Genomic DNA, 22790 nt, shown 5'->3' on the forward strand with positions numbered 1-22790 from the left:
CCTAATGCATGGTCGCTAATGGATATGTTATGGCTAGCAGCTCATTACCCACAGTGGGCACTACAATACTTCTGTTACCGCAATGAGCTAAATCAAAGCGCTGAAGTACTATTGTATGACCCTAAGTCTTTACACGTGCTGGCACTTGACGCTGGGAGTCACAAAGCTGGAGTGACGGTTGGGATGAGCCTTTCTACCGCGCAAAGTTTAACGCCGTCGGCGATGTTAGCTGAGTTCGACGCCTCCACTAATCAGCAAGCGTCAGATTGGCTATGCCAATGGAGCTATGAGTTTAGTGCACGCGTCGTGCCCCTGCGCTGCGCCTTGGTGCATGATGCACACAAAGATGGTCAATCGAGTGCGAAGTTACATGTCGATGAGTTTGTTTGTAACACCCTGTTGCTTGAAGTCAGTTCCATGGCGCTTATTTTCGATGGTATTGATAAGCTTATTGAGCAATATGCTCAACGAGCCAAAACCTATGGTTTAGAGGTGTCTCTTGCAATAGGCAAAACACCTTTAGCGGCACAGTTGCTCGCGCAGCAGTCTTCAGTCATGGCTGAAGTGACCCAAAGTGAATCCCTTAATCCTGATAAGAGCCATGCGTTACTTAGTCAATTACCGATTGCCTCACTACCGATATCATGCTTTTTAAGGCAAAGCTTTCTCGATATTGGCGTGACCTCTTTTGCGGCTTTGTGCACTTTACCGGATAAGGAACTAGGGCGACGATTCGGCCCCAAGCTGCTGCAACTTCTGGCAAAAATCTCGGGCGCTATACCGCATCCGTTAACCTATTTTGAGCCAGAGGAAACTTATCTGCAAAAACTGTCTTTATTATATGAAGTTGAATTGATGCAAGGGATTGTTTTTCCGTTAGGTAGAATGCTCAAAGAGATGGCGAGCTACTTAAAGCAACGCCAACTTGCGATTCAACAGCTTAAATTGACCCTCATCTACCGTGATAGCGAGCGCAGTCAGCTTGATATTATTATTCAGTACCCCTTTGCCGAGCATCGCAGTGATAACTTATTAAGCTTATGCCGTATGCAACTAGAGCGTGTCACTCTGTATCAACCTGTGGTTGAAATGGTGATTTCTGTCGACAAGTTTGTACCTATTACGATTGCTAATGACAACTGGTTTGGACCACAACAGGCAGCTCAGGGGCAACGTTCAGAGAAAGCTTTGCGGCTGATGGCGCTGCTACAAGCAAGACTGGGTAGCGATAAGGTGAAAGGACTGCTGGCAACTTCTGCTCATTTACCTGAAGAGAGTTGGCAAGCAACGGATCTTTCCGCTACCAGCCAAGAGCACAGACCCGTTATCAAGTCATTGCAACAACTCTCTGATCTTGGCCATCCGACGACAGGCCTCAGCGTGGGGGCGTGCCGTCCAAGTTGGTTGTTGACGACACCTGAAATGATCTCGATTGAGATGATTGAGCTGTTAAAAGGACCTGAAAGACTGCAAACACACTGGTGGCAGGAGCCAGCCATATGCCGTGATTACTATATTGCGAGTCATCAGCTAGGCGGATTATGTTGGGTATTTAAAGATAGCCGTGGTTTTTTCTTACATGGCTGGTTTGGCTAATGTACGCCGAACTACATGCTATCTCTAATTACACCTTTCTTCGAGGAGCTTCTCATCCTCACGAGTTGGTCGAACAAGCCGCATTACTGGGATATAAAGCGATTGCGATTACCGATGAGTGTTCATTTGCGGGCATCGTGAAGGCGTATGAGGCTGCCAAAAAACAGCAGATTAAGTTGCTGGTGGGCGCGGAGTTTCAATTAGCAGAAGGTGTGTTTGTGCTGCTTGCGATGGATCGCCGTGGTTACGGGCAAATTAGTCAATTAATCACAACCAGCCGTCGCCGAGCTGCAAAAGGCGAATATCAACTGCACTTTAGTGAACTAAAGCAAGGTTTAGAACGCACCATTTTATTATGGCAACCGACGTCACTTAATCCAATTCGCAGTGATTTAGGCGATTTATCACCGCAACTAGAGGCTTATCAAACTAAGATGCTCGCCATTGGTCAGTCTATCCGCAATGTTTTTGCTCAGCGTTGTTATCTACTGATGGAGCGCAGCTTAGTGGCTGGCGAAGCATTAAAGATCCAGTTGTGGACTCAAATTGCCAGTCAGTTAAACATGGCGTGTGTTGCGGCAGGTAATGTTCGTATGCATTGCGAGCAAAGGCAGAAACTGCAAGACATACTCACCTGCATCCGTTATAGCACTGAACTTTCACAAGCGGGGGATCGTTTGTTAGCCAACGCCGAAACGGCGCTTAAACCGATGAGTGCGATATATAAACGCTACCCAAAGGCGTGGATTGATAACTCATTACTTATCGCCGCGCAGTGTGATTTTTGCCTTGATGAACTTAAATATGAGTACCCAAGTGAGGTGGTGCCGAGTGGATTATCAGCGAGTCAGTATTTAGCGCAAGAAGTCTATAAAGGAGCTATGCGCCGCTTTAACGACCATGTTCCAACAAGCGTGACATTGCAGTACGAAAAAGAGCTTATCTTGATTAAAGAGATGCAGTACGAATACTTCTTCTTAACCATCTTTGATATCGTTCAATATGCCAAGTTACAACAAATTTTGCATCAAGGGCGAGGCTCTGCGGCTAACTCAGTTGTTTGTTACTGCTTAGGGATCACTGAGGTTGACCCTACAAAAGTGAATATGCTGTTTGAGCGTTTTGTCTCTAAAGAGCGCAATGAGCCTCCTGATATTGACGTTGATTTTGAACATGAACGCCGTGAGGAGATCATTCAATACATCTATCGCAAGTATGGCAGAGAGCGGGCGGCGCTGGCAGCGACAGTGATAAGTTACCGTTTTAAAAGCGCACTGGCAGACGTTGGAAAAGCATTAGGCATCGATAAACAGCACTTAGACCATATGCAGCACAGCATTGATAGGCGTGACAGTGAAGCGGATTGGTTAACCCAGCTACAAGATAAATCCTTGGTACCAACCGAGGGAATGGGCAAACATTTATTGCCGCTAGTGCAGAGCATCTTAGGGTTTCCAAGGCATTTATCGCAGCATGTTGGTGGCTTTATTATCTCTTCAGGTCCATTAAGTGAGTTAGTGCCCGTTGAAAATGCAGCGATGGCCGATAGAACCGTGATTCAGTGGGATAAAGATGATTTAGAAAGCCTAGGGCTACTAAAAGTGGATGTACTGGCGCTTGGTATGCTGACCGCTATTAGGAAATGTTTTCAACTGCTCAGCACACCCAAGCATAATTTTACGATGGATCAGGTGGAGTGGGAGCAAGCCGCTGTTTATAACATGCTACAACGTGGCGACAGTATCGGCGTTTTTCAAGTGGAATCGCGAGCACAGACGTCAATGCTGCCGCGGCTTAAGCCGCGTTGCTATTACGACTTAGTGGTGCAAATCGCTATTGTCCGCCCAGGGCCCATTCAAGGGGATATGGTGCATCCCTATTTAAGGCGTCGAGACGGTTTAGAGAAGGTGACTTACCCAAGCAAAGAGGTTGAATCTGTGTTGTCTCGAACAATGGGCGTGCCGATTTTTCAGGAACAAGTGATTAAGCTGGCAATGGTTGCTGCGGGTTTTTCGGGTGGGGAAGCGGATCAACTGCGGCGGGCGATGGCAAGCTGGAAGAGATCGGGTGAATTACAGCAGTTTGAGGGTAAGCTACTCAACGGTATGCAAAGCCGAGGTTATACGGCTCAGTTTTCACAACAGATCTACAAGCAGATAAAGGGCTTTGGCGAGTATGGTTTTCCAGAGTCCCATTCAGCAAGCTTTGCATTATTAGCCTATGTGTCAGCTTACCTTAAGTATCATTATCCCGCGGCATTTTGCTGTTCATTATTAAACAGCCAACCAATGGGGTTTTATAGCCCATCGCAATTGATCCAAGATGCACAGCGCCACGGCGTTGTTGTGTTACCCGTGTGTATCAATCAAAGCCAGTGGCAACATACACTCGTGGCAGCAGCGCATGGCTCAAAGGCGATTCGTTTAGGATTTAGATTGGTGAAAGGGCTTAATAGAAACGAAATTGATAAATTGATGGAGCAGCGACCAGAGCAAGGTTTTTCTCATATTGATCAGATTTATCAATTAGGCATCGCTCGCCATGAACTGGAAACACTTGCCAGTGCTGATGCGTTTATCAAGGTCGCAGGTCACCGTCATCAAGTGCGTTGGCAGTTATCGGCATGTCAGCCAAGCTTACCTTTATTTGACAATGCCTCGGAGTTTGAAGGGGAGCCTCCGCGAGCAAACAACATTGACCCGCAAGCGCGTGCTGTATTATTTAAGGCGGCAGAGGTGATGTTACCCTGTCCGAGCATTGCTGAGTCCATGCAAGCCGATTATGCCTATACCGGAGTCACACTGGGTCAGCACCCGATGAGTTTATTACGGGATAAACCTTGTCTACAGCATTGTCTAACGGCAGAACAACTCGATGAGTGCCGTAGCGGGCAAGTGGTCACGGTCGCTGGCCTTGTTGTCGGAAGGCAGCGGCCTGGCACTGCGTCAGGGGTGACGTTTATTACCCTAGAGGATGAAACCGGCAATGTGAATTTAATCGTTTGGAGCGCAACAGCAAGAGCGCAACGGCAGGCATATTTGGTGTCTAAAATCATGAAGGTGAGTGGTATTTTAGAACGAAAATCTGGAGTGACTCATGTTGTGGCTGGCAAGCTAATTGATATTTCTACGGCACTGAATGAATTAGTGGTACGTTCAAGAGATTTTCATTAATGACGATTATTCATTTGATAATAGGGTCTAATAAATACGTGTTTTTATTCGCGAATTGAGTATGAGTGATATGAGTATTAGCAAAATGTGTCCAGGATCAATAATGCAGGAGCCGTGACCGAGGATACCAAAGCCTAGCATAACGTGTGCTGTGATTTCAGAAGAGCACCACAGACGGTGGGTATGTCGTTAATGAAGCTGCAATTAACGATCTTGAATTCTACCATTTCTCCACATTCTGGATTCTGCTTTCCGAGGTCATTTGGGATATAATCTGGCTGGGTCTTTTTTTGGGTACAGACATTGCAAATAATTCTACTAACTCATGAGCGTGAAGTGACACGTCCAAGTAACACTGGGCAATTAGCACTTGAATGCTTCCCTGACATTTGCACACGGATCATATGGGCAAGAACCTCGCCCGATGCTGTACTGGTTAAACAATTACAAACAGCTGATTGTGCGCTGTTGTTTCCAGAAGAGATTGATAGTCCTTCAGAGTTAGCCGCTTTAGTTAGCTCGTCAGAAAAAAACAGCCAAGTCGCAAGTGTCCTGCATGATGAACAGAAAAGTGAACCGGCAATGCCATCAACCTTAGTCATTCTCGATGCGACGTGGCAGGAAGCACGAAAGATGCTGCGCCGAAGTGATTATTTGAAAAATGCGCAGAAATATTCGATATCTTCACAGCAGGACTCTCTGTTTACCCTCAGGCGCAACCAAGTGGATGGCGGATTATGTACCGCAGAGTGCATTATCGAGTTATTTAAGGCAGCTAATATGCCTAAGCAGGCGGCCCAATTAGCTGAAAAATTTGCTCTTATGCAGAAGTAATCTTCATAGGGAATGCCTAACGGTGACAAGCCACATCGTGCTCCAAAATAGCTTAACTGCCGGGGTTGAGCGTTGCGCTTCTTTTTTGTAAAGAGAACAGTTCAACAGCTCTAGAGTAAAGTTATTATTTTACAATGATTTCTTCTATATATGGTTTAAGTATTGTGCTTTTAACCCAGTGTTATTCCGGTCGTTAACGTCCAAGTTTTGTTGAAAGATAGAATTATCTAGCAATAGACCGAACTGTCTTTTAAATATGGATGATGTTCGCCATCGCCGAACTAGCTTTTATTGCCAATTCAGTTGCAGAAGAGTTTTACATTCCTCTTATATTGAGATTAGTCCGAGCCACTGCACGTTACACATGTATCGGCGCGTGTAACATCTATTACATGTAACCCGTACTTTGGACATCCTCAAAATCACTTACACCAGACTATTTTAATCTTTTTCGGCTTGAAATTTCGCATGATTTACTCGTCATAAATGCTGAGGCTTTATCTCTTAGCTGTTTATTTGGTGAATCAAAATATGTGATAGATCGCGCTACCAATAACTTTCAGTCAAATGGGTTTTAACTGTTACTTATCAGGGTGTTAGTGTGCTTATGGTGGTGGTGCGTAGAATGGTAAATAGGCATGCTTTCTTTGGTCGTTAGGAGGTGAAGGCGAGGGTGAACACCAAAAATAAATAGCACCGTTATTATTCCCATCGGCTTGTTTTATCGCTATGTCACAGTTTGGAACCAAGTCCAAAATTCAGTTAATATCCCTAAAAACAAAAATATGGAACCTTCCTTTAACTTCTTGATTACAAATGTGTTGTATTTTGTAAACCATATTGCAACTCTCATTTTGGAATCGATTCCAGCATTATGATCTCGTTGTCGATTATAACTATGGATGATGACAGATGAGTAATAAAGATCTGCTAGGACGCCGCAATTTCATTAAGGGAATGGGAGCTGCAGCTGGTGTTGCAATGGCTGCACCAGCAATGGCCATTTCTGAGAAAGCGGATGGTGTTAAATGGGATAAAGAAGTTGAAGTCCTTATTATTGGTTCCGGTTTTTCGGGGTTAGCGGCGGCAATTGAAGCCACACGCAAAGGCGCAAAAGACGTACATATTTTTGAAAAAATGTCGTACTTTGGCGGTAACTCAGCCATTAATGGTGGTTTGTTTGCTGCGCCTGGTACGCCAATGCAAAAAACTGAAGGCGTTCAAGATTCAGTTGACCGCATGGTCGCAGATCAGCTTAAATCTGGCCGTGGTATCGCTGATGAAGCTTTACTTCGTCACGTGGCTTCGCATGCAGTAGAAGCACTGCAAATGACATTAGATGCAGGCTCTGAATTCCATCCTTATCTGCAGCAGTTAGGTGGTCACTCGGTAGCACGTACTTATCAAACTACCGTCAGTTGTGGTGCTGGTATTACTCAACCGCTACTTAATGAATGTCGTAAACTCGGTGTTCATACTCATAACCGCGCTAAGTTCGAAGGTTTCTTAGTGGGTGAACAAGGCGAAGTTGTTGGCGTTAAAATGCGCGAAAACTATCACTTTGAAGAAGATCAGCCAGGTAAAGTGATTAATATCCGTGCCAAGCGCGGCGTGATTATGGCAACAGGTGGCTTTGCCCAGAACGTTGATTTACGTATGGCGCAAGATCCAACGTTAACAGCTGAAGTGGGTTGTACTAACGCACCCGGTGCTACGGGCGAAGGTATGTATGAGATGTTCCGTTTAGGCGCCATCCCAGTACATTTAGCGCACATCCAATCTGGCCCTTGGGCGTCACCTGATGAAGGTGGATTCGGTTATGTGTCTAACTACACTATCTACAATTTCCCTCATTCAATGGCGGTAAACCGCCTAACGGGTAAGCGTTTCATGAATGAAATTGCTGACCGTAAGACGCGTGCAGATGCTGAGCTAGCTTGCCGTGACGAGCAGGGTAAAGCCATGCCTCCAATCTTGATCACTAGCTATAAGGATTCTAAAAAGCATCCGAATACTAAAAAAGTAATCAAGTACAACGTAGGTTGGAAATTCGATTCAGTTGAAGAACTAGCCAAACATTTTGATGTGCCGCTTACAGCGCTGAAAGCTCAGATCGCAGAGTATAACGAATACGTTAAGTCTGGTGATGATAAGCAGTTTGGCAAGAATATGACCAAGGCTAAAGATAAGTTTATCGAAGCGCCATTCACAGTGGTAAGACTGTGGCCGAAAGTGCATTACTGCCAAGGTGGTGTACAGATTAATACTAGCGCTGAAGTGAAAGACAGCTTCACTGGTCAGTCTATTGCTGGTCTATATGCAGCCGGCGAAGTCTGTGGTGGTATTCATGGTGTGAGCCGTTTAGGTAGTTGCTCAATTCCGGAATGCATGGTGATGGGTATGACAGCTGCACGCAGCGTCATGAAAGCCTAAATTTACCAGATAATAAAAGGAATGAGTGATGAGTAAATTTAAAGCGGTATTAGCGCTAACATTGGGTTGCCTGTTAACTCTATCTGCACAAGCAGTAGAGGTGCGAGACCACCATAAAGAAGTGATCGGTAAAGACTGTAAAACATGCCACGACAATGGCATCAAACAGTTTCCATCAGATCAAGCATGTTTGCAGTGTCATGATGTAGATGACTTAGCAGAGCAAACAGCGCGTAGCGAAGAAGATAAGTGGCAGAATCCACATAACAACCTGCATTACGGTAAAGAGTTACCTTGCCAAGAGTGTCATGGCGAGCATACATCTAAAAAGCCAATGTGCAGCAATTGTCATACTTTTAAGTTTGATAAGTTCAAAGAGTAGTCTACTGCCGTTTAGCGAGTTCTCCATCTTCGGTTTGTACCGAAGTCACCCGCCATATTGAGTTTTTGTCTTCTTAATATGGTTGGGCTTTTCATAATGATAAACGCCTAGTCTATTGCTCCCTGCAAAAGTAGTTTGGACCCGGATGTTTGATTACACCAATTGGCGCACGAAGTTGCTTCACTGGCTTATTGCTGTTGAACGGTGTCTATGTGGAACGCCTTCTCTACGTTATTTTATTTTAGAGAAGGTTATTTTTTAACAATAAAAATAATGGTGATGTGATGAATAAATGTTTGTTTGCAACTCAAGAAAGCTCGATCAATAGTCAATTCTATAAAAATAAAAGAGGATTGAGCTTAATTGGAATATTTGTGGCGAGTGCTTTTTCTGCTACTTGTGTTAACGCAGCGGTTTTAGACAATACTGATATGCAGTTTGGTGGCTATGTCAAAGTCGATGCAATGTTGAGTGATTATAGTAATGGTGCTCCAGGTTCAGGAGCTATTTCTAGACAGTTCTATGTACCAGGCACAATATATGGTGTTGATGGTAATGGAAGTCAAGTTATTGATTTTCAGGCAAGAGAGTCTAGGTTTAATTTCAAGACCATCACTAATATAGAGGGTCATAAACTAACAGGATTTATCGAACTAGACTTCATGACTCACGCCGATGGTAATGAACGCGTGTCTAATAGCTATTCTCCGCGAATTCGTCATGCGTTTGTTAGCTTTGATAAATGGACCTTTGGTCAAACATGGACAACTTTTCAAAACCCTGCAGCCTTACCAGAGAATCTTGATTTTGTTGGAGCAGCAGAAGGGACACCTTTTGTACGTCAAACTCAAATACGTTACACCAATGGTGGCTTCCAATTTTCAGTAGAAAACCCTGAAACGACCTTAAATGAGTACCAAACTGGTTCGAGGATGGTGAGTGGCAGTGGTATGGTGCCTGATTTTGTGGCACGTTATAACATTAAGACCGACGGTGGCACCAAGCTATCTCTTGCCGGTATAGGAAGACAGCTCAATATAGAAACTAAGCAGGGTGGAACTCAGCTAGATTCGACTGCATTGGGTTACGGCGTGAGTTTAAGTGGCATCTTACCCGTTGGTAAAGATGACATTAAATTTACTGCGACCTACGGTGAGGGTCTTGGTCGTTACATGGCACTCAACTATGTGAATGCTGGGGTTATCGATTCTGATGGCGATATTGAAGCGATTACCTCTTATGGCGGTTTTATTGCTTACCGCCATTGGTGGAATGGAAAATGGCGTTCAAGTGTTACTGCATCAGCCTTTAGCGCAGATAATGATGTCAGCTTGACCGGCGAAAACGTTAACAAAGACTCATATTCTGGCTATGTTAACTTGCTCTACTCCCCTATAAAACCATTAACGCTAGGGGTTGAATATATGTATGCTAAGAACAGTAAAGAAAGCGGCCTTGAGGGTGAGCTTAATCGATTGATGTTTTCAGCAAAATACGTGCTTTAGCTTACAGGAGTCATTATTGTTGACAGCATGATGACAAAGAGTGAGTGTAATAAAAAGGAGGCCTAAGGCCTCCTTTTTATTTAGTATATTTAAGTTATCTGTTACCACACGTGTCGTTAACTAATTGTTTTTAAATAATTACTAAGTGACCTTGCCAGATACCATTGGAACCTAATCTAATGTTTCTGCTTTGCTGTTCATAAAAGTTAGTGGTGTTTGGCCCGTTTGTTTCTTGAAAAATGCGATAAAAGCGCTATCAGAGGAAAACTCCAATCCATCAGCAACGTTACTGACTTGCATTTTTCTAGACAATAACTCAATTGCCTTGAGTAAACGCCATTGCTGTCTCCAGTCTTGATAGGACATTCCTGTTTCTGCTTTAAATAATCGGGTGGCTGTTTTGGTACTTGCCCCGATGGAAGCCGCGACAGAGGTCAGCGATGGAGGAAGAAAAGTTTCTTGTATCATTTGTTGGCGGAATTTTTGTAATCGGCGGTCTGAAGGTAAAGGGAGTTGGAACTCATAGCGTTTAGCGGCGTAAAATTCCTCCCAAAAAAGTGCAATAGTGTGCTTTGTTTCGTCATCGGGTTTATCCCATGGCCATAGCGCCATTTTATCAATTAACGCTTTTAACAGAGCATCTACTTCAAACATGGTGATGTCTTTTGGACATTGGAACATGGTGCAATCAAAATATAGCGAGCGATAAGCGACTACATTCGTCATCACCGCTCGATGCTGTGTATGCGGCGGGATCCAGACCGCTTTTGTTGGCGGCAATATGCAGATAGAGTTTTCTAAGGCAAAGGTCATACTTCCTTGTGGTGCATAGAGTAATTGCCCTTTGCTGTGCTGATGCATCCCGGAGTCATGCGCACCGACATTGATGGCGATCCCCACTACGGAGGAGGCCATTTTATCTGCGTCGAACTGGGTTTGTGGATTAATAATCGCCATTTGTCCGAATTCTGATGTTTTTGGTATTAATGTTGTTAATAGCTAAAGGATAGCCACATCTATACTGCCCGCCAAGTTAATTAATCACAGGTTCCAAAATGAACACTAAACCGTCTTTATGGTTGATGGTTGTCATGTTGATGTTTCCTCAAATAGTGGAAACCATCTATAGCCCAGCGTTAGGTTCCATTTCACAATCATTTGCAGTGACTTATGCGCAGGCAGCTCAAACATTATCTATCTATTTTACTGCATTTGCTATTGGCGTTGTGGTCTGGGGGATATTGTCGGATACATGGGGTAGGCGACCAACAATGCTCATTGGACTGTTTATTTACGGCTGCGCCGCTTTATTAGCAATGCAAACAGAAAACTTCACCGTTCTAATGGTCGCAAGAGCATTAAGTGCATTCGGAATAGCCGTTGGCTCTGTTGTGACCCAGACGATGTTGCGTGACGCATTTGAAGGCGAAGACCTCGCTAAAGTCTTTAGTTTAATGGGATTTGGGCTCTCTATTAGTCCTGTTGTGGGGATGTTATTGGGTGGTCAATTATCGCAAGCGGGTGGTCACTATTATATATTCTTAGCTCTATTTATGATGGCATTAGGCTTATTGATCCTTAATGTATTTACGCTTCCTGAAACTCAGCGTGAAAAGCGACCTTTAGCGCTGGGTAAGTTAAGTGTTCTAATGTTGAAAGATGCTCACATTTGGCAATCTGCATTATTGGTTGCGCTATATAACATTGCATTGTTTTCTTATTATCAACTTGGTGGGTTTATCTTTACAAAACTGGGATTTGATTCAGAGCAATTTGGTTACAGTGGAATGGTGTTAGGCCTTGGCACATTTATGGGGTGTTACTTTAACAAAGTCCTTCTGTCCAAAAAGGTGTCTGCACGCTCTCTGCTTTGGCTCTCTGCTGTTCAACTTACCGTGGGAGCTTTTGGGGTGTATATGTTGCTCGACTCTATCTTGTTTTTGGCGCCAATGATGTTGGTTGTGATGGCTTTTGCTATTGCGATCCCCAATGTACTAAGTCTGGCTTTAGTCAATTATAAACAGCAAGCGGGCAGTGCGGCTGCGATATTTGGGTTGATGTATTATCTGCTTATTGGCAGTGGTTTGGCGCTGGCTGGTACTGCTCAACACTTAGGCTTGGTGCTAATCGCCTGCGCTGTAGTGGCGGTGTTGGTGACACTCTCACGTAAATAGTGAGTTCGGGTCAGATAGCAATCATTGAGTAATGATTGCTATTCATTATGACGACCATTAGTCACCGCAGGGACCCGCTTCATGTATTAAGTGTAAAGTTACTTCGCAGTATTCTGATTGTAACTGTCTTGCACATTTTTTAAATTTTTTTCCGTTGTTAGTTTTCGCGCCTAGATTATTATTTTTAATACTATCAAGTGAATACACTCATTAAATGGATTGTTTATGGGTATCTGGAGCGAAAGAAATAATGCTATTATTGGTCATACGAGCCTCCTGTTATATGTGGAACACATATAACAGGAGGCTCTGGTTTTAAACTAACCCACGTAATGGAAACTAGCACCTCGTGGAGAGTCATTAGGTCTATGGCTACTATTTTAGCTTAAGTATTATTTTTATCTCATCATTCAAATATGTTGAGTAAAAAAATCAGGAAACAAGGTATTGTTAAATTGAAAATTCACGCCGTTACGATTGAATATTCCCTCGGCGATCTGGGATCGCTGCAACGTGGTATTGAAACGCTAACCCAAGATCTTGATTTAGAAAGTGTCGAAACAGAGAGGAGGTTGTATCGTGATTACCGCTTTATCGGCGTTGATGAGCATGGACTGTCGCTTGGAAAACCAAAGGTATGTAAGGCTAGTTTTTATAGTGTACTCGCTAAAAATGATGCACTAAGACCGTTATTGGTTGCTTATATAAAAAAGATGACCGCCTACAATTTTTTCCTCGGCACATCCTTTGCGTTGGTTACAACCGGTGAGGCACAGATCATCAAAGATCCCGTTTATGCTTTAGCGGATTTAGGGGAACAATATATTGATCTCTACTGTGACGCTTTTGGCACATCTGATCGCGGTTATGAATTGGGCTTTGATAAACCCAAACGTCAGTTTGTGCGGCAGTGCTCTGAAAGTGAACAGTTGGCCGTGCTTTATGCAGCGATGATCCTTGGCCGATTGACGGTTTATTCAACTGAAGCCGTCTTACCCAAACCGCCGGCATCATTTGTTAAGCGTTTCGCTGATGCTGCATATTGTGACGACTTTATTAAGCTCTGCGCTGCAGAATTTATCCGTAATGCGTTGATCCGTCGCAGAGAAAAACATCATTTGGAATTAGCTAGCCTTGATGTTAACAAAGTCGTCAGTGATATTTTTGAACTGGAAGAGCAGTTTACGTTTCAGCCTGAAATGATATTACTGCTTGAGCTGACAGGTCGAACTGCCAATGATATTTTGCATGGATTAAAGGACGAAGTCATTGGCATCTTTGATGGCAGCATATCGCCGGTCAAACCTGTGTTATTTGATTTCCCAACTCCCCAATGCGTTATTGAAGAATATGAAAAATAACATTGAATCGGATATCAATACTATAATTCAGAACGTCCTTTATTAGGCGCTTATAATTGTAATCTACGAAGTCGTTTGATACGTCGCTACACTTGATCCGCGTTAGTGACGTTAGCGTGTTACCACAGTCATACTTGTGGTAGTTAAAACCGTAAATCATAGGGCTTAAGTGCTAACTGATTTTCCTCGGCCCCGCGTTAAGAGTCTCAACTTATTATAAAATTTCTCATCGGGTAATGAATGGTAACCCTTCTGGCACTGAGAGAGCGTCAAGCCTGTTTATTATCACTCATTACTATCTGGTTATTACGTAAAATTATTATTTTAATAAATAACTATAATTTTACGTAATGCTATCTTGTCCATATACTTAGCTCATCAAAACAAACAACACATCAGTTAACTAGGTTTTTGGAGCATATTATGAAAATGAGTCATGTTGGGATCCTTGTTGGGGATATGGATAAAGCTGTTGAGTTTTATACCAATGCGCTTGGTCTTAAGATTGTCATGGGCAATACTAAGGTCGAAGAGGAACGCGAAACTGCAATCGGTAAAATGTGTATTGCTGTTTTTGGGGAAGGCTTTAAAGGCTTTAATATTGCACACCTAGTGACAACCGATGGCATTGGTTTTGAGCTATTTGAAATGAAAGAGCGCCAAGAGCGACACGTAGTTGATTTCTCTCGGATTGGTATCTTTCACTTTTGTCTTGAAACGGATGATTTTGAAGGTGTTATTGAAAGAACCAAAAAGTTCGGTGGCAAAGTGAGAATGGATATCATGCGTTATCATCCTGAAGATGATAGCAAACCTTACCAAATGGTTTACCTTGAAGATCCATTTGGAAACTTATTTGAGCTTTACTCACACACTTATTCAGAGACTTACTCTTCTGAATACGATTAGTCTGAATACGACTAATTTGAATACGACTAATTTGAATATGAACAGATTAGCGAGTATTTACAATTAACATTGCGAATAACCCGTTATGTGCCTAGTCCTAAAATAGGTTGACGGTTTTTATTGAGCCAGTTGGTACTCCCAGCTGGCTTTTTCATGCACCTCGTTTGGGGTTTTCATCCCTAAACTAAGATGCGGCCGTTAGCTACCGATGACTCTGTAACAATTGATAAAAGCTATTTATATCAAACTACTGCGAAATGATAAAAAGTGATACGTAGACCTCGTAAACAAGCAGGCTCTATTTCTCCCTGCAAAATACTCTCTATTATTGGTAATAATTACGTAAATAAACCCATTTACGACAATAGCTTAGCAATGCTACCTTGGGTTGACATAAGCGTACAGTCAAGAACGTTATCGAACTGCTATTGAATAAGCTGTTGAACAAAACAGTTTGTTATGTTTATTGGCCATATTATAACTAACAATTTTAGTGCGCTTAATGCGACGTTATCCCGAAGAGAATCAAGTTTTATGCCTGAAGCCAATCCAGCGAGAATCATGACCTTTGTATCGCCGAAAGATCTCAGTCAGTGGCTCAAAGTGAATCACGCCTCTGAAAGTGAACTATGGGTGAAGATATACAAGAAAAATACTAGGATTCAGAGCGTGACTTGGGATGAGCTCGTGATTGAGGTTCTATGTTGGGGTTGGATCGACGGTATTAAGAAGTCAATCGATGACCAAGCCTACCTTCAGCGTATTACTCCCAGAAAAACGCGCAGTAACTGGTCTAAAAGAAATACAGAGCATGCGGAGAGTTTGATAAATGAGAGCCGGATGATGGAATCAGGGCTCGTGCATATTCGTGCTGCAAAAGCGGACGGTCGCTGGGAAAATGCCTATGTGGTAAGTGAAATGGAAGTACCCGCAGACTTCCTAGCGGCACTGGAGAGCAAGCCGAATGTTAAGGCGTTTTTTGATACTCTCAATAAATCGAGTCGTTATGCTATCGCGTATGGATTGAAAAGTGCGAAGAAACCCGAAACCAGACTTAGGCGATTTACAAAATTTATGAACATGCTTGTGCACGAAGAAAAGCCTAAATAAGTGGAATTAGGCTTAATAGGTTTTTCAAACGGACGCATAATAAGTCGTTATGCAACCAAGTTGTTCAACGCAAGGAGGAAATCTTGGAATTAGATATATATCAAGTTGATTCATTTACGACTAAGCCATTTAAAGGGAATCCAGCTGGAGTTTGTATATCAGAAAATGATCTTGATGAAAATCTCATGTTTTCTATCGCAGAAGAAATGGCAGTTTCTGAAACTGCATTTTTATCATTAAGTAACATGAAATTAAGGTGGTTTACACCCAAAATAGAAGTAAGCTTGTGTGGTCATGGAACATTGGCCGTCGCACATGTTTTAAAGGAAAATGGCTTGGTTGCGATTGGCGATACATTAGTTTTTGACACATTGTCAGGTGCTTTACTGGTCACAGTACAAGATAAAACGATTGAAATGGATTTTCCATCAACCACTATCAATCCGGGTATTTCTAGCCATGTAGAGCTCTTAGATCTTCTTGGGATCAATCCAGAACACGTGATTTTTTTGGGTCACTTCGATTCAAAATTTTTTATCGAAATTGACAGCGAGGAAACGCTGTTGGGGTTAAACCCAAACTTTGATGGCTTAAAGAAATTAAAGGGCCGTAGTGTTGTCATTACTGCAAAATCAGTATCCAGTGAATTTGATTTTATTTCTCGGTATTTTGCTCCTTGGGTTGGTGTTAATGAAGACCCAGTTACGGGTTCAGCACATTGTGCTTTAGCTGTATATTGGGAAGCAAAGCTTAAGAAAAACAAGCTTAAAGGCTATCAAGCTTCTGCCCGTGGTGGTTTCGTCAATGTTGAATTATTGCCAAATAATCGAGTGAAACTGATTGGTTCAGCGATAACTACGTTGAAAGGGGTTTTATACGTATAGGCAGTGTAACGATTTGATAATAAATGTAAAATTTAACATCCATCTTGACTCTTTGCACTTTTTACAACCAATCTTATTTGTTATTAAGGCGTTGCGACACCGTAAGCTTCTTACATTCCCTAATCAGAATTTCATGAATTAAAGCCTAAGCACTAACCCACTGATGTAAGATGTGGGTTAGGGTAAGTGCCTATCAAAATGCCCAAGAAGTGTTGGGGGTAAAGACGCGTTTATATGCTGTTTATCTGCATCTACTTTTCTCACACATTCCCTAATACAAGCAGAGTTAACCGGGGCATATATGGTTTTTGTCAAATCGTATTCGAGTACGAAGATACACCTAGTGCGTACTCAACAACGCGGGGATCTGCTACACTGCTTTTGGTTATTTTTTAATTTAAGATCAATTTGTTATGCAGCGCCAACCATTACGTCAAGCCAAAACTATCGATAACGTTTTCAATAGCGCCTATTGGCACCTTGGTCAGCAAGATTTTACCATTAATGAAATTCGGACCAAGCTTGAACGGAAAACCGAAAACCAAGAATGGATTGATATTGTCCTCGCCAAACTAATAGAGAACGAATATTTAAAAAATGACTTTGACTTTGCGGTGCGCTATTGCGAGGTAGCCTTTAGTAATGAACTCGGTAAAGGCGCAATAAGACGTAAGTTACAACTGCGCGGCGTTCCCGTCACCGACATTGATACCGCGATAGAGCAAGTAATGGACGAGCAAAAAGTCGATGCGTTTGAGATGGCCACATCTAGGCTGTTAAGCAAGTTTGATAACTTTTATGGCACCAACAAAGAAAAGGTCTATACGCAGATGACCACTAAAGGTTTCTCTCGCGTAGAAATAGATCACGCATTATCACAACATCCAGAGCGTGAAACACTGCGCAGTAAATTAGCGGTGAAAGCAGACAAAGTTGACTTAACAACGGAAATAATCAAGCTATTTAACAAAGGTAAAGGCGAAACCTTGATCTTGCAAGAATTAAAGCAGCGACTGATTGATGTGAGTGACTTTGAAGATACGGTGTACAAATTAACGCTATCAGAAGATGTCGACTTTTATCAAAGTTGTAAAAAAGAGTTGGCGAAAAAGCGCTATGACTTATCGGATTATAAAGGAAAGTCGAAAGCGTACGCCTATTTATCCCGGAAAGGGTTCGGCAGTGATGAAATAAAAGAAGCAATGAATCCGGATGATGACTAACTAAAAGAAACCGTTAAAGAAACAATTATGGTACTCAGTATTGCGATTTTAAATATTGTAAACAGTAATATATCGATAAGCACCTAACACTAGAGGCAATAACGATGACCACTAAAATTCGAAGTGATAATTGCTACCGCGTCACCATTGAAGAGGGAGTATCGCTAGAGGAAATGGGGAAAACACGACAGTTTGAGTTACAAGATAGAGAAGATTTGTTCAAGGCTGTAGAAACTTAAAGAAAGGCAGTGGGTTGGAAGACTCTCTTGCAACTAAGGTTGCTGTTGCGCTACGCTTATTAGGTCCCGTGATGATTGAACATTGCAAACATGCGTTGTTTTTAGATTTTATGCCCCATTTTAAGACATTTATGCAACATATAAAAAGTATGGTGAAAAGTGCAGTAAAAGAAAAATAGTTTCGCTGCCTGAGGAAAGTGGTCTATTTTTCCTTATCGATGAGACTGACATCTACAGTGTTAATGTTATAGGGGCTCTAAGCTAACAAGTCGTCTTTGTTCGAAGAAAGCTATATCGCGATATATAGACTAATACCCTCTACGCTACATCAAGCCAATACGCTAACAAATCCTTGTCTAAAATAAGAGCTCAGTCATTTAGTATTATATTGTCATACACAATGAAGACCATTTATACACGATTAAATGACCGTTAAGTAAACGCAGAGGAAGTGGCTAATGGCGCCACCTAATACAAACAAGTGCCATATCGCGTGGTTGTAGGGAATGCGTTTAGCAACATAAAAAACAATCCCTAAACTGTAAAATAACCCGCCAATAATGAGAAGGTTAAAGCCTAATGGCGACATTCCTGCAATTAACTCTTTCATCACGGTGACACAGAGCCAACCCATGGCAAGGTACAAGACTAGACTGAAGACTTTAAAGCGAGTGATAAAGAGTGTCTTGAAAAGAATGCCTCCGATTGCCAATGACCAAATGGCAATGAGCACCAAGTTGGCATTTCCGTTGCCATTTTCATTTTCTAAACTAATCAGCATTAAAGGGGTATAGGTACCCGCTATCAACAGGTAGATGGCACAATGGTCGGCAATTTTTAATTTATGCTTCAAAGCTTTATCTGTTGCGCTATGATATAGAGTCGAGCAAAGAAAGAGCAAAATAATGCTGCCGCAGTAAATCACTACACCTGCCATTTGCACAAAAGTTAATTGCTCATAGCCTTTTAAAATACACATAATCAAGCCGATAACACCTGCCACAACGCCTAACCCATGACTTAGGCTGTTTGCTAGCTCTTCTTTAACGCTATAACTAGCACTTGATACTAGGGTTTGCTTTGGCGACAAGGTTGATTCTTGAGTAGACATAGGGCGTAAATGACTTCTGGTTTGACCACGATTAGCTGCAGTGTATCAGCTTTAATGATAATAGCCATAGTTTAGCGTACACGTGTTAGCTTAAAATAGGTCCAATGCAATCACCATTACATTAGTGATGATCAATGATAAAAAAAGACAATAACACTCGATGTTGAACTTTTGTAATAAAGCGGTATCTAATGTTTTAAGTGATTATTATTCATTGATAAATTAGCTTAATTAACCAGCCACAAACAAGCTTCATGTTAAATAAATCAGCATGAGTCAATCGTTATAAATAACGCCATTATTAAGGTTAACCTTGTCTTCTCATGGCGTTAATTGAACCTTATGGACTATAGAGTTATTCATCGGATGAAACCAGTTAGCAGATCCTCAGCACCTGTTTTTACTGCGCTTGCAGCAGAGAATGGCAAAGGACAACCTCTGCTCAGTTTATCGGTAAGCACTGAGGCAGCCAGTGCAACTTTGGCGGTCATTAGGGCTGATAAACAGTTTGAGCTCCCGGTCAGCCATCCTCTATTTAAACCTATGTTTGGTATCAACACCGCTGCGGAATTAACCTCTATCTTTGAAGTCGTTGTTGAGGCGGATAATCGTGATAAAGGCGGCGTGAAACGCTCTTCTTGCTTGCGTTCATTTCAGCTGTTTCAATCATTCATATGGGTTATTTTACTGCACATTGTATTGATTGGTATTATTAATCAGCTTTGGGTGAGACAAACGCTAAAGGTTACAACTGTTGCCTCAATCAAAATCCAATCATACCTGTATGTCGAAGCTAAACCGGTAAAAGATGAGGTGATGGATAGCATCGACAGCTCAACAAGTAAGGTGAGATCGCCACGTCATTCGCCAACAGATAGCGACAACCCCAGCGAGGCTGACGAACTTGTCGAGACATCGCCAGTACATGAACCCGCGATGGAGGCTGACAACACCATTGAAGCCATACTGCCGACAACGGATTTATCGGAAAAAACGGACATAAGAATCAATAAGAGCCTGCCGACGTACGTTCCTCGCCGTAGTGCAATGGCTATTGCTCAATCCTATCTTCAACGAAAAAATGATGCCGCACTAGACGCACTGATTGTCGATAAAGCCAATAAATATAGCGGGCCGCACTCTTTGAGTAAGATGGATGGTGACATGGTAGAGTTAGTTTTTCCTGAGGTAGATGAGTACAGCAAAATACCCACGACAGATCATCGACTCGATCCTAACCGTATCGTACGTCACGGTGATACCTGCTTTCGAATAGTGCAGGTGCCGACCCAAATTAACCCTTACGCAGAAAATATCGGTTACCCCTTTAACTGCGGTGGTGATAAAGTTAAAAAAGCGATTAATGACGCTATCTCAGCACGATTAGAAAAGAGAATGATTAGTCGAAAATAGTCGTTTTTGAGGTGATAATTTTTCATGATAAATAGTGGTTTAATATGCAGTATTAAATTATTCGTATTATTATCAATAAGCTATGGGTCAATAAAAATATTTACCATAACAGGGGTTTGTGAATGATTTGTACTTGTTTCTTAGTCACTGTTAGGCTTATACTGCCGGCTCATCTTGTCGGAGTGCCATATGGCTGAGACCGTTTATTCGGGATCCGTTGAACCTGATCAGGCTAGAACCTGCGTAGGTAACAAGCGAAATAACTGCATAGTATCGGCTGTATTAATGCTGCTAGCAGTCACATTTCGGTGGTTAAGTGCATCTGGAATTAGCGTTATGACGCGGTTTCATTTTCAACTTTCAATTACTCATTTCTCCTGACAAGCAACTTCATTTTTATAATAGTGAGTTTGCTAATGTCTAAACGCCGCGAAACCCGAGCTCAAGCTCAACAGTTCATCGATAACCTAAAACCGTTACAACACCCAAATTCCGAGAAGATCTATCTTCAAGGTAGCCGCGTTGATCTTAACGTCGGTATGCGCCAAATTCATCAAGCTGACACTTTGCTCAGTGGTGATGAGAAAAATCCTGTATTTGAAGCTAACCCACCGCTGAAAGTATACGACTGTGCTGGGGCTTACTCAGATCCTGATGCCAATATTGATGTGCACAAAGGCTTAGATAAATTACGTCATAACTGGATCGTTGAACGAAATGATACCGAACAGTTACCCGCTGTCAGCTCTGGTTTTACCCAGCAACGCTTGGCCGATGATGGTTTAGACCATTTACGTTTTGAGTCGTTAGTGCCTCCTCGCCGTGCAAAGTCAGGTCAGCGCGTAACGCAAATGCACTATGCCCGCCAAGGGATTATCACCCCTGAAATGGAATATATCGCTATTCGCGAAAATATGGCAATGGCAGAGGTGACCGACCCTATGTTAACTCAAAAAAATAAGGGCGAAAGCTTTGGCGCCGTTATCGATGAGCCAATCACTGCTGAGTTTGTTCGCAGTGAAATTGCTCGTGGTCGAGCCATTATCCCGTTAAATATCAATCATCCTGAAGCTGAACCGATGATTATTGGACGTAACTTTTTAGTGAAAGTGAACGCCAATATTGGTAATTCAGCAGTGACTTCTTCTATCGAAGAAGAGGTTGAAAAGCTGGTGTGGTCTACCCGCTGGGGGGCTGATACGGTAATGGACTTGTCTACCGGTCGTTATATCCACGAAACCCGAGAGTGGATTATCCGCAACTCTCCTGTCCCCATTGGAACCGTGCCTATCTATCAAGCACTCGAAAAAGTGAATGGTGTTGCTGAAGATCTTAACTGGGAAACATTCCGCGACACCTTGATAGAGCAAGCTGAGCAAGGCGTTGACTACTTTACTATCCATGCGGGTGTATTGCTGCGTTACGTACCCATGACCGCAAAACGCCTCACGGGCATCGTATCGCGCGGGGGGTCTATTCTGGCTAAATGGTGTTTGTCGCACCATAAAGAAAACTTCCTCTATGAACATTTCAGAGATATTTGTGAGATCTGTGCAGCTTATGATGTCTCACTGTCATTAGGGGATGGTATGCGTCCGGGCTCGATTGCAGATGCCAATGATGAAGCTCAATTTGCAGAGCTCGAGACCTTAGGCGAGCTGGTTAAAATTGCCTGGCAATACGATGTTCAGACCATCATTGAAGGGCCTGGCCATATTCCAATGAACCTCATTAAAGAGAATATGGATAAGCAATTAGATATTTGTGATGAGGCGCCTTTTTATACTTTAGGCCCGCAAACGACCGACATAGCTCCTGGTTATGATCACTTTACCTCTGGGATAGGCGCGGCGATGATTGCCTGGTATGGCTGTGCAATGTTGTGCTATGTGACGCCAAAAGAGCATCTGGGCTTACCTAATAAAGACGATGTTAAACAGGGGCTTATTACTTATAAAATTGCGGCTCATGCTGGCGATGTTGCTAAAGGTCACCCAAGTGCACAAATTCGAGACAACGCACTTTCAAAAGCACGTTTTGAGTTCCGATGGGAAGATCAATATAACTTAGGCTTGGATCCTGAAACGGCTCGCGCTTATCACGATGAGTCACTGCCGCAAGAGTCAGCCAAAGTGGCTCACTTTTGCTCTATGTGTGGTCCAAAGTTCTGTTCAATGAAAATAAGCCAAGAGGTTCGCGACTACGCCGCAGCGCAAGAGAAGCTGGCGTTAGAAGTTGAAGCAAAGGGGGTCGAAGTTAAGTCACCCGCAGAGTATCAAGCCTATAGCGGTCAAACTGAAACATCAGCGCTTTCGGATAGTGATATTAGCAGTGGCATGGCGCAGATGTCAGCTGAGTTTAAGGCCAAGGGCGCTGAGTTATATCACGAAGCTGGTGCTAGCACTGAAAGTGCAACGAAAGAGGTCGCTGTAGAGGAATAGTC

18 protein-coding genes and 1 riboswitch are annotated in these 22790 nt (G+C 42.7%); of the genes, 16 read left to right on the forward strand and 2 right to left on the reverse strand.

Annotated features, from left to right (window positions below; translation table 11 throughout):
* Window positions 1–18 precede the first annotated feature (18 nt).
* The 6 genes from CXF83_RS11675 (at window position 19) to CXF83_RS11700 (ending at window position 9923) form a co-directional block, all read left to right on the forward strand.
* Complete coding sequence (locus CXF83_RS11675; RefSeq protein WP_101091900.1) at window positions 19–1596, forward strand: Y-family DNA polymerase; 1578 nt, start codon at window positions 19–21, stop codon at window positions 1594–1596.
* Window positions 1596–4769 carry an error-prone DNA polymerase gene (locus CXF83_RS11680; protein ID WP_101091901.1) on the forward strand — a complete coding sequence of 1058 codons (3174 nt, stop codon included), beginning with the start codon at window positions 1596–1598 and terminating at the stop codon, window positions 4767–4769. The genes CXF83_RS11675 and CXF83_RS11680 overlap by 1 nt, the downstream gene beginning before the upstream one ends.
* Window positions 4770–5072: 303 nt before the next feature.
* Entirely contained in the window at window positions 5073–5603 is a 531-nt protein-coding gene (locus tag CXF83_RS11685) for a DTW domain-containing protein (RefSeq protein WP_101091902.1), read from the forward strand.
* 912 nt (window positions 5604–6515) lie between these two features.
* Window positions 6516–8036: a flavocytochrome c gene (locus tag CXF83_RS11690; RefSeq protein WP_101098005.1), complete on the forward strand. Its 1521-nt coding sequence runs from the start codon at window positions 6516–6518 to the stop codon at window positions 8034–8036.
* 28 nt (window positions 8037–8064) lie between these two features.
* Window positions 8065–8418: a cytochrome c3 family protein gene (locus CXF83_RS11695; protein WP_101092017.1), complete on the forward strand. Its 354-nt coding sequence runs from the start codon at window positions 8065–8067 to the stop codon at window positions 8416–8418.
* A 284-nt stretch (window positions 8419–8702) separates the two neighbouring features.
* On the forward strand, window positions 8703–9923 hold the full coding sequence (locus CXF83_RS11700; RefSeq protein WP_219621770.1) for a DcaP family trimeric outer membrane transporter: 1221 nt from the start codon (window positions 8703–8705) through the stop codon (window positions 9921–9923).
* Between the two features lie 171 nt (window positions 9924–10094).
* Here CXF83_RS11700 and CXF83_RS11705 read toward each other — a convergent pair whose 3' ends face one another.
* On the reverse strand, window positions 10095–10880 hold the full coding sequence (locus CXF83_RS11705) for an AraC family transcriptional regulator (protein WP_101092018.1): 786 nt from the start codon (window positions 10878–10880) through the stop codon (window positions 10095–10097).
* A 98-nt stretch (window positions 10881–10978) separates the two neighbouring features.
* On the opposite strand from CXF83_RS11705, the gene CXF83_RS11710 reads away from it, so the two are divergent.
* The 8 genes from CXF83_RS11710 (at window position 10979) to CXF83_RS23055 (ending at window position 18002) form a co-directional block, all read left to right on the forward strand.
* Complete coding sequence (locus CXF83_RS11710; protein WP_101092019.1) at window positions 10979–12097, forward strand: multidrug effflux MFS transporter; 1119 nt, start codon at window positions 10979–10981, stop codon at window positions 12095–12097.
* A 416-nt stretch (window positions 12098–12513) separates the two neighbouring features.
* The gene (locus CXF83_RS11715; protein ID WP_101092020.1) at window positions 12514–13458 is read left to right on the forward strand and encodes a hypothetical protein; all 945 of its coding nucleotides are present in this window, start codon (window positions 12514–12516) and stop codon (window positions 13456–13458) included.
* A 423-nt stretch (window positions 13459–13881) separates the two neighbouring features.
* A complete protein-coding gene (locus CXF83_RS11720) occupies window positions 13882–14367 on the forward strand; it encodes a VOC family protein (RefSeq protein WP_101092021.1) in 486 nt (161 codons plus the stop codon).
* A 534-nt stretch (window positions 14368–14901) separates the two neighbouring features.
* Window positions 14902–15477: a YdeI/OmpD-associated family protein gene (locus tag CXF83_RS11725; RefSeq protein WP_101092022.1), complete on the forward strand. Its 576-nt coding sequence runs from the start codon at window positions 14902–14904 to the stop codon at window positions 15475–15477.
* 83 nt (window positions 15478–15560) lie between these two features.
* The gene (locus CXF83_RS11730; protein WP_101092023.1) at window positions 15561–16361 is read left to right on the forward strand and encodes a PhzF family phenazine biosynthesis protein; all 801 of its coding nucleotides are present in this window, start codon (window positions 15561–15563) and stop codon (window positions 16359–16361) included.
* Between the two features lie 413 nt (window positions 16362–16774).
* A complete protein-coding gene (locus tag CXF83_RS11735) occupies window positions 16775–17584 on the forward strand; it encodes a RecX family transcriptional regulator (protein WP_101092024.1) in 810 nt (269 codons plus the stop codon).
* Window positions 17585–17688: 104 nt separating this feature from the next.
* Window positions 17689–17823, forward strand: coding sequence for a hypothetical protein (locus CXF83_RS22980; protein WP_269801709.1), 135 nt, complete (start codon window positions 17689–17691; stop codon window positions 17821–17823).
* Window positions 17824–17837: 14 nt separating this feature from the next.
* Window positions 17838–18002: a DUF3861 family protein gene (locus CXF83_RS23055; RefSeq protein ID WP_198553537.1), complete on the forward strand. Its 165-nt coding sequence runs from the start codon at window positions 17838–17840 to the stop codon at window positions 18000–18002.
* A 242-nt stretch (window positions 18003–18244) separates the two neighbouring features.
* On the opposite strand, the gene trhA is transcribed toward CXF83_RS23055, so the two are convergent.
* Complete coding sequence (gene trhA / locus CXF83_RS11745; protein WP_101092025.1) at window positions 18245–18934, reverse strand: PAQR family membrane homeostasis protein TrhA; 690 nt, start codon at window positions 18932–18934, stop codon at window positions 18245–18247.
* Window positions 18935–19300: 366 nt separating this feature from the next.
* On the opposite strand from trhA, the gene CXF83_RS11750 reads away from it, so the two are divergent.
* A complete protein-coding gene (locus CXF83_RS11750) occupies window positions 19301–20347 on the forward strand; it encodes a hypothetical protein (protein ID WP_101092026.1) in 1047 nt (348 codons plus the stop codon).
* Between the two features lie 168 nt (window positions 20348–20515).
* A riboswitch (TPP riboswitch) is annotated at window positions 20516–20614 on the forward strand.
* Between the two features lie 149 nt (window positions 20615–20763).
* On the forward strand, window positions 20764–22788 hold the full coding sequence (gene thiC / locus CXF83_RS11755) for a phosphomethylpyrimidine synthase ThiC (RefSeq protein ID WP_101092027.1): 2025 nt from the start codon (window positions 20764–20766) through the stop codon (window positions 22786–22788).
* Window positions 22789–22790: the final 2 nt, after the last annotated feature.

Origin of the sequence: Shewanella sp. Choline-02u-19 (genome assembly GCF_002836205.1) — a bacterium.
Lineage (GTDB): Bacteria > Pseudomonadota > Gammaproteobacteria > Enterobacterales > Shewanellaceae > Shewanella.